Genomic DNA, 11760 nt, shown 5'->3' with positions numbered 1-11760 from the left:
GGCTCTCCGTCATCCACGCGGCCAGCGACCCGGCGAAACGAGACCCGGTGCACGTCCGCGTCCTTGCCTACCAGCTCAAAGGCCCCGCCACGAGCCCCAAAGGGAACGACTATCGCCTGGTCACCACCCTGCTGGACGCCCGCCGCTATCCAGCCCGGCAGCTGGCTGCTCTCTATCGCGAGCGCTGGGAGATCGAGTCCGTCTTCGCCGAGATCAAGACCTTCCAACGCGGTGCGAAAGTGGTCCTCAGCAGCAAAACACCCGACGGTGTCCTCCAACAGATCTGGGCTCACCTCCTGGTCCACCACGCACTGCGGGAACTGATGCTGAGAACCGCAGCCACCCGCCAACTCGACCCGGACCGCATCTCATTCACCGAAACACTGCGCTCCGCCCGGCGCAGTGTGACCGTCACCCCGGGTGGTTTTTCCCCCTGAGCTCCTGGTCCGAGCACTGCACGTACTCCAAGAAGACCTGCTGGAAAGACTTCTGCCCGCCAGACGGCTCCGCAGCCAGCCCCGCGTCGTCAAGCGCAAGATGTCCAACTACTGGCTCAAGCGGGCTGAGCATTACAGCTGGCCCCAACCCACCCACGCCGGCACCCAAGCCATCCGCATCAAACGACCCCGACCACCCGACCCAGACCCGTAAAGCAACGGCATTGGCCCTAGGCCATGTTTGAAATGTTGGCGTGCGGTTCTAATCAACTGTTGAGGTGTATCTGGTCAGAGGGCGATTTCGCTGCGCAGGGAGCCGACCTGCAGATCATCTCGGACGGCGTTGCGCAGCATTTGGAGGTGGAGGTTGTAGCTCGACAGGTCGGCCTCGTACTCCGGGGAGCCCATGCTCTGGCCTTGAGCGATGCGGTCGCGTAGCACGCGCAGACTCTGGAATGCCGCATCTGCTGCCCGGACGACCGCCTCCGGGGCGGTGAGCACAAGATGCTCCCTGGTTTCAACCAGCCCCGCATCGCGCATGGCCGCCCTGGCCGCCAGATTTCGCGGGACATCTTCCGAGTGGTCGCCCAGCGAGACTGCGCGCAAGAACTGGCTAGCCCGATGCAAAGCGCTCAGGTAGGCGACGTAGATCTCCCTCTGCACGCCGAGCCGGCGGTCGTTGCGTTCTCGCTTCCAGCGCAGGCCGTCCGACAGCAGGGCTGAGCCCAGGCCAACCATGGCTCCGACAACGGTGGACAGCAATGCGATCCATGTCATGGCCCGTGAGCGTAGGCCGAATCTTGCCCCCTGCTCACAGGGACTGCGGGACTCCTTCGGCGCTGCCGGAGACCCGCGGGCACGCCGCAGCCGCCGCACGCCGCGCAACGGCTGCGCCGCCGCCCACTGGCTTCCCGTCCCCGATCGCGCCTGAAGGCATACTTGCTGATGATGACCGCCACCCAGCGCCTCCTCGACCTCGCCGCGGCCACACCGGCCAGCCACGACGAGGACCTGCTGCAGTTGCTTCGCGAAAGCCGGCGAGCTGTACCAGCGGGGCCTTGAGGCAGTACGCCAGAGTGTGACGGGCCGCTTCGCCGGACTGCCGAGCGACGACCTGGTGACGGTTGTGAACGCAGCCGGCCTGCCCAGCGACCTTTCCCAGGGCCGCGATGAGCTGCTGATGCTGCTCGCCCTCACCGAGTGGGAAAGGACCCCCGCAGCCCTGGCTTATGCCGAGATGGCAGAGGACGCGGCGCGCCGCGGAGTCAGCCTTCTCCCGGAGGAGTGAACTTGAGGGGCCCTGCTCAACCTGCCGGGTGTGCTTGCCCGGTTCTCCGTTCCAGGGTGGCCAGGGACGGGCGCTCGACGAGGGTTGCCGGGGCGACCGCGTAATGCTCCCAGGCTTCTGATCTGTGCCCGGCAGATTCGGTTGAGTGAATGGACACCCCTCCAAAACATACGCCATTATATGTGTTGCGAGCCGGGCAGGCCGGCTCCCCGCCGAGGACGGGACGTTCAGATCATGGCTGCCCGATCCACACCACGGCTGGTCGAGGCCGCAGAAATCGCCGCAGAACATGGACTGACCCCCGCCCGCATCAGCTCGCTCTACCTCGACCGGGAAGCCAGCGGTTTCCCCGAGACCGCCGGTCGGCGCGGCCGCGCCCGTCAGTGGGACAAGGACGAGGTCGACCAGTGGTTCGCCCAGCGCGAGCAGGTGCGCAAGCAGTCCCGCCTGCAGGAGCACAAGCCGCCCACGCGTGATCCCGGCGAACTCCTCACCGGAGCCGAGGCCTCCAGATTCCTCGGCTACAAAAACCCCCAGCAGGTCAACACCTACCGGCGCGACCACCCCGGCTACTTCCCCGACCCCGACGTCGTCGAGGAACTCGGCACCGAAGAACGGCCCTACCGTCGGCCGAAGTGGCGCGTGCAGACACTCCTGGACTGGAAGGAAACCCGGCCGGGCAGCGGACGGCGCAGCGTCGAACGCATCCCTCCCACGCTGCCGGTGGTTGCCGTCGACGGTGACCCGGACGAACTCCTGGGCGCCTCGCAGGCAGCCGTGCTGCTCGGGTTCAAGAGCGTCAACTCCTTCAGCAGCAGCCTGGGACAGGGAAACCTGCCCCTGCTCAAGACCGTGGACGCCGTCAGCGAGAAGGGCGGACGCCGCCGGTGGACCCGCCGGCGCATTCTCGAACAAGCCGCCCAGCGCACCACCAGATAACACAGACGGCAGGTGACCACAGCGTCCCAGTCCTCCACAGAGGCGGCACCTACGCACCCCTTCCAGCCCGCGTCGAGGCAGGACTGGGCGAAGGCGTCCGCGCCGATCTGCCGCGCGCCTGGGGAGGTCTCGGAGCCGCGGGCAAGCGCGGTCGCGTTGTCCGCGATGCCGTTGGTCGCCGAGCTCTGGGCCCACTTGTTGACCTTGTTGGCAAGGTTGATCCGGGGGCCGCTGGTCTGGGTGGCCAGCGGGAGTTGCGCTGCGGTCCGGAAGGAGTGTCGTGATCGTTCGGCGCAGGGATCGGAGAGGCGAAGATCCAGCTACCGGAATGACGCCGTCGAGAAGCTCTGCCCAGGAGGGGTGTAGCGCAGGGGACGGTCACGGCCCTGGGACGCCGTAGCGACACCCCAGGTCTCCATGTGCGACGCTGCGGCGGATAACACGGTCGCTGATGCGGACAGCGGCGGTGAGTTGGTTCCGCTGTTCCTCCTGGAGCGTTCCGGTTCCGAGTGCGCACGTTCGGAGAAGCGCCCGGCATTCCTGTACCTCTTGTTGCGTGGCGAGCGCGGTGAACAGCGGGTGCTTCAGAATCTCTCGAGCGGTGCGGCCGTTGCTCGTCCTGGCCGTCCGGCGGTGCAGTTCCGCGACCATCAGGCGTGCGGTTGGAACTTCGGTCGCATCGAGCATGTCCAGTAGCGCGAGCCCGAACACCGTGTCGAAGACTGCCAAGTCGTCCTGATCGGGGCGTGCGAGGTAGGTGGTCACCAGATTCTGCAGGGCACGTCGCCATGGTCGTCCCGACGTCCGGTGGCACAAAACGGTCAGGCAGTCGGTGACGGCGCACTCCCATGCTTCTCCGGCCGCTGTCGTGGTCAGGAGGTCACTGGCTGCGACGTTGTCTCCGCTTTTGAGGGCGGCGAGGACGGCGACCTGACGGCCGTCGAGCATGCGCAGTCCGACACCGTGGTGTGCCTGGACGTGGTCGAAGGCTTCGGTCCAGCGGCCGGCGGTGGTCAGTGCGCGTGTGCCGTCGGCAAGGATGACGGTCCACAGCCAGGCGCGGATCTCTTGGCGGTCGTCTGCGTTTTCGACGAGGTCTGCGGGCACGGTGACGTCCTCGACGTGGACAGCGCTGCCGGTCGTGACAGCGTCGAACAGCGCCCGAAGGTATTGGCAACCGTTGTCCGCGTGTCCTGCGCGGAGTTGAAGGCGTGCGAGGTTGATGACGGGTTCGAGGGCATGGATTGCGGCCCTCGCTGTCAAAGGGGTGGCGTGCAGGTAGGCGGCTGCGTGCTGGTGGCAGATGGCACGGGCGGTGTCGGCGGCACCCACGTCGGAAGCGATCAGGGCAGCCTGGTTGTAGACCGTGGAGGCCACGCTCGGGTCGCCCGTCATCGCGGCGGTGTCGGCGAGTTCGGACAGCTTGTGGATGCGCTGTGGCAGGGGGAGGCAGGCGGGGCGGGGGCGGGCGATGAGCGGGAACCGCTGGGCCAGAGCGTCAGGGAGTTTCCACATGGTCCGCGGCGCTCCCCTCGTTGGTGGGGTCCGGGCCGAGGATGGCGGTCTTTGCGGCGGCGGCGAGGGTTGCCTGCGTTGTGTAGGGCATGCCGAGCCGGTTCCAGGCGAAGAGCACATGATGGGCCAGGACGTCACGCAGCCCACGGTGCAATCGGCCGGAATCCGCAAGGTGGGCCAGTTCCCGTCCGGCGTTCGCGTAGGCCTCGGCCCATTCGGCAACCTGGGCCAGGGGTCCACCCACGCTCATCATGGTTTCGCTGTTGACGGAGATCAGTCGGTGAACGGCCGAGAGCATGCGGCCTCCGTCGCCCTGTCCGGTACCCGCGGGCAGTACGCGGTGGGCGCCCGCTCGCGCCCAGACGTCGCCCTGTTCGTACCAGTCCAGCCTGGCGCAGCGCATCATGAGGCTGCACAGCATGAGGGATGCTTCGCGGCGGTGTCTGCGTGCGTCGCTCTGGAGTAGGTCGGTGATGCTGCGGCTGTCGCGGTGGAAGAGGCGGTGGGCGGATGCTATGGCTTCCGCGCCGCCGAAGGCATGGGCCTCGGGTTCGTAGATGGTCTCCGTCCATGCGGTGATGGCCCCTTCGATGGTCAGTGCGTCGAGGCCGTTGCTGATGCGGTCGTGCCCACCGGTGTCAGGCCAGTAGCGCACGCGCCAGCAGGGGCGTTTGCGGATGAAGAACCATGCGGTCAGGAGTCTGTCGTCTTCTGCGGCACGCAGGAGCGGGACGAGTCGGGCCAGGGCAACGGTTTCGGCGTGTTCCCAGTCCGGGAACGCGATGTTGGCCTGGCGCCAGGTGCCTGAGTTCATGGGGGCGGTCTCCTGTGTCGTCACGCCAGGGCGAGGAAGGCGTCCCAGTGCGGGGCTGGCGTGTGGCTGGTGCCGAGGGTGTGCAGGACGAGGGCTGCTCCGGCTGTTCCGTCGAGGAGTTCGGGGTTTTCGTGGCCGTCTTGATCGAGTGCGGTGATCAGACGGTCGGTCAGGCTGGCCATCGCCGCGGCGATCTCGGCGTTGTCCGTCTCGGTGGCCATCCGCCAGGCGGCTTGCAGCAGGCCGGCCGTGCCGTGGCACAGTCCGGTCCCGGCGAGCTGGTCCAGTTGAAGGGGGTCGCGCAGAGCCGCGAGGATCGCGTTTTCGGCGGCCTGTATGCGTGCCGGGTCCCGGAGAGCGAGTCCGGCCAGCTGCTGGGCGCGTGCGGTTCCGCTGACTCCGTAGCACCAGGAGGGCCGGGGGCGGAGGTCGCTGTGCACGTGATGGTCGGTTGCCTGCCGCATGGAGATGTAGCCGGGCCACCAGGGAGCGGTCTGGTCGCCCTGACGCCATTGGTCGCTCCAGACGCAGATCCGCTCGACCGCGTCGGCTGCTCCGGGCACGTCCACGTCGCGCAGGAGGGCCATGGACAGTACGGACATCACGGAGCCGATGCCGTGCGCGAGCCCGAAGTTGCCGTGCCCGCCGGGGTGGTCCGCGTGCGGTGCCCCGGTGGGTGCGTCGTTCGTCCACCACGGCGGCAGTTGGGACGGGTCGGGCAGGGGGCCGGTCAGGCGTACCAGGTAGGCAAGGACGTCCTGGGTGATCTCGTGGTGGGGGTGACGGCTGAGGTGGTAGGCACCCAGCCCTGTCAGGCCCTGGATCAGGTCGAACTCCTCCATGGGAGGCCGCTCTGCTCGGTTGATGCGCTGGTGGGCCGTGGCCAGGCGGTTGCGGGTGAGAGTGAGCGTTGCCGCGTCCAGACGCTGCAGGCCATGGAGGTATCGGCTCGATCCGCTGGCTGCGCGATCCATGATGAACGCAAGGGCGGGGGCACCGAAGTACAGGTTGGCGTTGGCCGCCGCGCTCACTTCGCCGTGTACGGCTTTGGTCAGCCAGGTGTGCGCGGTGTCCCAGTCGCCGTGCCCGGTCCGGGCGCGTTCGATGTGCAGCAGGGCGATGCCCGAGGCTCCGCCCGCGAGTGACTGCGGCCAGGCGCGAATGCCGTCGGGCCGGCCGCGGGGCCAGCCGGTGTTCGGGTCGGCCAGGGCGCGGGCTAGCCGGTCGGCGGTCGACAGTGCGGCTTGGCCCGGGGATGTCGTGGTCACGATGTCCTCCTTGCTCGTGCTGTCCGGCTCAGGGCGGCAGCCCGGGCCAGGTGAAGGTGCAAGCGTTCTTCAGGAAGTCCTGGCCCCCGCATCCGGACGTGGTGGAGGTGCAGGAGGTCCGGCAGCAGTTCACCGGGGTCCACGGCAGTGCTCTGGAGGGCTTGGGCGTAGGTGGCCAGTGCCACTCGTCGTGCGGCCCAGGCCGCGGCAATGGGCTCGTCCATGCGTGAAGTGCCGGTGTTCGCCAGGTCGACGGCCTGGCGGTAGAGGGCACGGGGTGGGGCAGTTTGGTCGGTGCGCGTGTGTTCGATGAGCCAGCGCATCGCGGCGGCGGCGTCGCCGAGCAGGCCGGTTGCGATGTCCACCATGCTGGCGGCGGTCATCGCACGGGCGTCCGGCGCGTGCTTCTCTGTCTGCGCGGTGAGTTGGGTCAGGACTGCGGCGGAGTCGGCGGCGAAGTACTGTTCGGCCGCGTGGATCGCGGTGGGGCCGCCGAACCTGGCGGTCTCCGCGTGGTACGTCTCGATGCTCGTGTGGGTAATCAGACCGGTTCGTTGGAGTTGCCGGGTCCATTCGCCGATCTGCTCAATGGTGGAGCCGAGTGTGCCGGGCGTGCACGTCAGGCGGAGGCGGAGATGGTCGTCGGGGTCTTGGTAGCGGACGAACCACCAGCCTGGGCTGCGCAGTTCGTTCAGCAAGGGCGGCAGATGCCGGGTGAGGAGGGCGTTGTGCCGGTCGCGGTGCCCGTGGAGTTGGAGGTAGATGCGGTGGTCGCCACCGGGCAGGTAGCCGTGGTCCCGGCTGACGATGTGGGCTCCTGGCCGGACGGGGGGCGTGTTCTGTTGTGTGGTCAGGGGGATGACGACTTCGTGGGCGCGTCCGCCGGTCCAGCCGAGATCGTCGGCAGTCGGTGCCGGGCGGAGCGTCACGGTCTTGTCGCGGTCCAGGTGGGCGCGTAGCAGCACCCGGTGTGCGGGCTCGGCCAGGTTGAGGGCCATGCACTGGTCTGCCTCGCTCAGGTACACCCGCTCGGGCAGCCGCACGTCGCGCCGCCACCGGTTCAGAGCCTCGTCCCAGTGCGGCCACGGTGCTGACACGGTGGGGAGGTCATCGCAGGCGAGGAGCCAGCGGGCCGGGGACAGGATCGTCCGTCGGTAGCGCAGTGCCGGCAGGAACGGCAGGCTGGAGGCGGCGGTGCCCCATATGAATCCGGTGCAGGGAACGGCCAGTGCGACGGGTGCTTCGGTCAGGAAGCGGGCCAGCGGGTGGGAGTGGTGGCTCAGGTCTACGGCGTTCAGCAGCAGCGTGTGCACCGGGCGTCGGCGGGAGAGTGAGACCAGGTGCAGCTGGTTGGCGTCGGCGGTCACGGCGAGATCCGTCAGGGGAAGGCAGCTGGTGGCCGAGCCGTGATAGTCGCCGAGCGCGATCACCAGTTCGGTGGCCTGTGGGGCGCGCGCCACGTTCTCAGCGCGTACGGACAGCGGAGTGGAGCTGATCTGCGCGATCAGCGCACGCTGGTGAACGCTCGGCAGGTCGGCGTACACCGTCGTCATGCGGCGGCGGTCCTCGTCGGCCAGGATGCCCAGGAAGCGGCCTGTGGTCGTTCCGGCCGACCGTGCCACGCCGACGACGTGGAGTGTGAACTCGCCCTGTTCCAGTGCCGCAATGGTCGCCGCATTGATGCGGGCGGTGATCTCGGTGCTCGGTTGGACGGGATGGCCGAGTGCAGTGGTGGCCAGTTCCTCGATCGCAGCGTCGTCGAGTTCGACCTCGAGGCGGCGTTGCACTGCGGCGGTGTGGGCGAGCTTGATGAGCCGGCTGTCGCGGTCGGGCAGCGGCGATGGGGCCACTGCGGAGGTGGATCCGAGGTAGCCCGGTGGGTATCCGAGTGCCTCGATGGCGTCCAGGACGGGGACAGCTGACCTTGGCCCGTATCGCTCAAGGAAGCGGCCGTGCCATTCGCTCCACCCGGTCAGCGCTGCATGCGGCGCGAGACGCGTGAGTGCCGTTGCCGCCGCAGCGGCCTCCTGGGCGACCGCCTCCGAGATGACCAGGTCCCAGTCCACGCGCAGGTCGATCGCCGGCTTGGGTGCTTCCCGCAGTACTGCTGTTTCAGCGGGCTCGAGATGTTGTGTGTGGGCGAGGAGGACGGTGAGCGGGTCGGTGGCCGTCATCGCGGGACGAAGGCTGGTGATCAGGAAACGCTGGCTGACGAGGCCGGCGAGCAGCTTCTCGATCGTGGTGAGCGGCGCAGTCGGGAAACGGGCGGAGAGTCTCGCGGCGAGATCGCTCCAGAGGATCGGACTCCTCGCGCCGTCCAGGGCTTCGCGGACCGGCTCGGTCACGCGTAACTGCACGTGTTCGGGAGCCTGGTCGGGTGTGCCGCTGGGGCGGTGCTCGATCAGCGCGAAGCCGTCGCGCTCGATGATGAGGCTAGAGGCGAGCAGCATCAGCCGGGGCTGCAGCCTGTTGTGTTCCTCGAGGCGGCTGACGACGACGGCGGTCCAGGCCGAGTCAGGCCGGGCGGTTGCCTGATGCCTGGTTCCCATCCGCAGCGCTGGGACGGTACCGATGCGTGCTGCCGCGACCCCGGCGAACAATCCGAACGGGGTGGCGCGCGTACGGGCCCGCAGCAGGTAGCGCAGTACGGAGAGCACCGTGCGGCGCACAGCGGGCTCCGGCAGAGAGCGACCGGAACAGATCTGGTCCACCCGGCGCGCGAGATCCGGGCTCGCAACGGTCGCAGCGGACGCGAAGTCGGTTGTCTGCCAGATCTGTTGCAGCCATGTGCGCCACGACTCCGTGGTCGCGGACGAGCCGGTCAGCTCCGGCCAGACCATCGGACGATCAAGGCTCAGTGCCGCCGCCCGGATGAGTGCTGCGTCAACGTAGCGATACACACACTTCTCCTGTGGCCGCGGTGCCTGGCCGCTCCCAGGGAGCAGCCACGGCCAGGCACCGCGCTAGACGCGACCGTGTGCGGTTACGGGCAGCTCGTGCACGCGGACTGGCACGTCGTGCCGCAGCCGTCGTTCGTCAGCCGGATGAGCTGGTCCGCGGCGGGGCCGCCTTCGACAATGGTGATGTCCAGGTCGAAGTCGCCCTGTCCGGGCGCCTCCTGCTGCTCGACGTTCGGCCGGCGGACCGGGTAATCCAGTTGAACGGTCATGTATGCCTCCTTGGCAGTGGGTGGTGCGAGGTACCGGGGCCCGGGGTCGGGGCCCGGAGTGTCAGTGCCAGGCCGCCGTGACCACGCCGTGCCGCTTCGGCAAGGCGCCCTCCGGCACGGAGGAGGACGCGGTGCCGGGCAGGTAGCGGATCTCGGCGGCTCCCCGGCGGCGGTGGTTCTGAGCCCAGTGCCGGAGCAGTTCGATGTACTGGCTGGCGAGCGTTTCGGCCTGCGGGCCGTGGGTGACCACACCGCTTTCGAAGCCGCCGGTGTCCTGGTTCTCGCGGCGCGTGCGGTACGCGATGCTGTCCCCGTCGACCAGTGCCGGAACACCAAGCAGCGCCGATGGCTCCACGAGCCCACTTTCGACGACATCCATCGACGCGTGCAGCCGGACGGCGCTCGACAAGTTCACCGAGAGGTACAACTCCAGTTCGTCGGGCAGGTCGTAGGCCATTCCTGACCAGCGCAGCAGCCGCGGTGCGTCCAGCGCGCGGTTCAGTGCGTCCGCGTCGAGGCGTACCCGATCGTCGTCGGTCTGCACGGCGACGCCGTCCCGGAGCAGTGTCTTCCGTTCGTCCTTGGGGGCGCCTTCTCCCTGCATGGGAACGAAGCGCGCCAGACGGTAGGAGCGGCTCAGCAGGCCCTCGCCCTCGCGGTCGAAGGCGATCGAGCGGGTGGTGCCGCGCAGGGTGAGTGGTACCACGAGCCGGCCGTTGCGGGTAAGCCCGTTGATCCACGACGGGGGAATGTCCCAGGCTGCCGCGGTGACGATAATCCGGTCGTACGGCGCACTGTCGGGGACACCGGTCTCGCCGTCGGCGAGGACAGTTCTCACCTGGCCGTACCCTGCGTCGTCCAGGCACCGACGGGCGCGGTCGATGACGTCAGGGTCGATGTCGGCGGTGGTGACCACGCCGTCGCGGCCTACGAGTTCCTGGACGAGCGCGGCGTTGTAGCCGCCGGAGCCGATCTCCAGGACCTTCATGCCGGGCTGGATGGCGGCCTGCTCCAGCATCACGCCCTGGAGATGCGCCGCAGACATGACGCTGATGTCCAGGCCGTCCTCGTCCTTCTTGACGGGAACGGTGCTGTGGAGGTCGTAGGCGAGGTCCAGGGGGGCCTCGGGCGCGAACCGGTGACGGGGCACGGCGGTGAAGGCGGCGACAACGGGCCCGGTCGTGATCGCGTCCTGGTCGAGGAGCGCGCGGACCATACGCGCACGGAGCGCGTCGGGGTCGTGCGCGGTGGAGGCATCGGTAGCAGGCATTCGGTGACCTAACGTGGTTGAAAGTGGTGCTTGCAGTGGTCCGGCTTGGTACCCGGCGAGGACGCTAGCCAGGGGGCCTTCACCGCCGCCTGATTACACGCCGCTGGAGATCGAGGCCCTCAGCCACGTTCCACAGCACGGTCGAGGGCAGCCAGAGTGGTGCGGCGGTGGGTTGCATGTCGGCCGCTCCTTCGTGAAGTGAGGCGAAGGGCTGCCGCCGACGACGGGTACGAAGAGCCCAGGGAGGGCGTGCCAGTGCCGAAGCGCCAAAAGGCGCCGAGGAGTTCACATTCCCTATCTCAGTAACGCGTTCAACAGCTCCCCTTGAGTCAGTCGGATCCAAGGTCCCGGCGCGGGTTCTGCGGGGAGGGGGATGGTGCAGAGCTCCCGCGCCGGGGTTGTACCTGTCCGATGGCCTGGTCCGACGTCATCCGGGCCACCGGGCAGGGGTCTATACGGCAGGCGTGTCCAGTTCCTGAATGAGCTGCAGGAAGCTGAGGACCCGGTAGGAGCTCAGCCGGCGGAAGAGCTGGGACGCCAGGAACGTCGGCAGGTTCGCGTGCCCGAAGGGCAAGGGCACGTCGGGCTCGGCCACGACGTGCACGCCTCGTGCCTCCGCATAGCCGTAGATGACGCCGTACACGCCATACAGCGGCGCGCTGCGGGCCAGGAACACGGTCGGGTCGCCTTCCAGATGCGGGCAGAGCCTGGCCGCGGGGCGCACGCACCGGGCACACACGGGCGGCTGACTCAACAGCAACGGCACACCGCCAGAGGGCTGTTCGCCGGGGCCGGCCAGGAAGATCCAGCCCTTCGGGGTCCGTGCCGGTGCGGCACAGACCTGGCAGAGCAGGTTCTGCATGCAGTGCCGCTGCCGGAAAGGGTGCATCATCTTCCACTCCGCCGCTCCCGTCGGCCGGCCCCGGCCGTCCACGGGGTTGAGACTGCAGCGGCCCCACAGCACGCCTCGCATGTCCCGGTCGCGCGGGTCCTCGTCCCGGTAGCGCAACCGGTAGCGGCCAGGAGCCGGCATGGTGATGATCAGGTTGTCCGGGGCCGG

Annotated in this window: 11 protein-coding genes; 3 read left to right on the top strand and 8 right to left on the bottom strand. The window is 68.5% G+C overall.

The genetic code is table 11. The features are described from left to right. Window positions 1-437 (top strand): transposase (locus ACWCQK_RS40915; protein WP_451164199.1); only part of this gene is annotated, 437 nt, incomplete at its 5' end. A gap of 288 nt (window positions 438-725) precedes the next feature. Here ACWCQK_RS40915 and ACWCQK_RS40910 read toward each other — a convergent pair. Continuing rightward, entirely contained in the window at window positions 726-1214 is a 489-nt protein-coding gene (locus ACWCQK_RS40910) for a hypothetical protein (protein ID WP_451164197.1), read from the bottom strand. Window positions 1215-1515: 301 nt separating this feature from the next. Between ACWCQK_RS40910 and ACWCQK_RS40905 the strand changes: the two genes are divergently transcribed. Both ACWCQK_RS40905 and ACWCQK_RS40900 read left to right on the top strand, forming a co-directional pair. After that, window positions 1516-1725: a hypothetical protein gene (locus ACWCQK_RS40905; protein WP_451164195.1), complete on the top strand. Its 210-nt coding sequence runs from the start codon at window positions 1516-1518 to the stop codon at window positions 1723-1725. A gap of 234 nt (window positions 1726-1959) precedes the next feature. Further along, a complete protein-coding gene (locus ACWCQK_RS40900; protein WP_451164194.1) occupies window positions 1960-2664 on the top strand; it encodes a hypothetical protein in 705 nt (234 codons plus the stop codon). Between the two features lie 378 nt (window positions 2665-3042). Here the strand turns inward: ACWCQK_RS40900 and ACWCQK_RS40895 are convergent, their stop codons facing one another. From ACWCQK_RS40895 to ACWCQK_RS40865, 7 genes are all read right to left on the bottom strand, one after another. Next, window positions 3043-4179: a hypothetical protein gene (locus ACWCQK_RS40895; RefSeq protein WP_451164192.1), complete on the bottom strand. Its 1137-nt coding sequence runs from the start codon at window positions 4177-4179 to the stop codon at window positions 3043-3045. Next, entirely contained in the window at window positions 4163-4993 is an 831-nt protein-coding gene (locus tag ACWCQK_RS40890; RefSeq protein WP_451164190.1) for a thiopeptide-type bacteriocin biosynthesis protein, read from the bottom strand. The genes ACWCQK_RS40895 and ACWCQK_RS40890 overlap by 17 nt, the downstream gene beginning before the upstream one ends. 20 nt (window positions 4994-5013) lie before the next feature. Then, window positions 5014-6261: a lanthionine synthetase C family protein gene (locus ACWCQK_RS40885; RefSeq protein WP_451164188.1), complete on the bottom strand. Its 1248-nt coding sequence runs from the start codon at window positions 6259-6261 to the stop codon at window positions 5014-5016. Next, a complete protein-coding gene (locus ACWCQK_RS40880) occupies window positions 6258-9161 on the bottom strand; it encodes a lantibiotic dehydratase (RefSeq protein WP_451164186.1) in 2904 nt (967 codons plus the stop codon). The genes ACWCQK_RS40885 and ACWCQK_RS40880 overlap by 4 nt, the downstream gene beginning before the upstream one ends. Before the next feature lie 83 nt (window positions 9162-9244). Next, a complete protein-coding gene (locus ACWCQK_RS40875) occupies window positions 9245-9430 on the bottom strand; it encodes an FxLD family lanthipeptide (protein ID WP_451164184.1) in 186 nt (61 codons plus the stop codon). Between the two features lie 61 nt (window positions 9431-9491). Further along, window positions 9492-10700 carry a methyltransferase, FxLD system gene (gene fxlM / locus ACWCQK_RS40870; RefSeq protein ID WP_451164182.1) on the bottom strand — a complete coding sequence of 403 codons (1209 nt, stop codon included), beginning with the start codon at window positions 10698-10700 and terminating at the stop codon, window positions 9492-9494. 451 nt (window positions 10701-11151) lie between these two features. Continuing rightward, window positions 11152-11760, bottom strand: a 609-nt coding sequence (locus ACWCQK_RS40865) for a hypothetical protein (protein WP_451164180.1), incomplete at its 5' end; no start/stop codon positions are given.

It is taken from the genome of Streptomyces sp. NPDC002306, assembly GCF_053593435.1.
Note: the sequence above shows the minus strand (reverse complement) of the source record. Positions and strands in the feature narration are given on the sequence as shown.

Coding starts and splice junctions, on each gene's coding strand:
- ACWCQK_RS40910 (WP_451164197.1), bottom strand. CDS start 1,214: ATGACATGGATCGCATTGCTGTCCACCGTTGTCGGAGCCATGGTTGGC.
- ACWCQK_RS40875 (WP_451164184.1), bottom strand. CDS start 9,430: ATGACCGTTCAACTGGATTACCCGGTCCGCCGGCCGAACGTCGAGCAG.
- ACWCQK_RS40895 (WP_451164192.1), bottom strand. CDS start 4,179: ATGTGGAAACTCCCTGACGCTCTGGCCCAGCGGTTCCCGCTCATCGCC.
- ACWCQK_RS40900 (WP_451164194.1), top strand. CDS start 1,960: ATGGCTGCCCGATCCACACCACGGCTGGTCGAGGCCGCAGAAATCGCC.
- fxlM (WP_451164182.1), bottom strand. CDS start 10,700: ATGCCTGCTACCGATGCCTCCACCGCGCACGACCCCGACGCGCTCCGT.
- ACWCQK_RS40890 (WP_451164190.1), bottom strand. CDS start 4,993: ATGAACTCAGGCACCTGGCGCCAGGCCAACATCGCGTTCCCGGACTGG.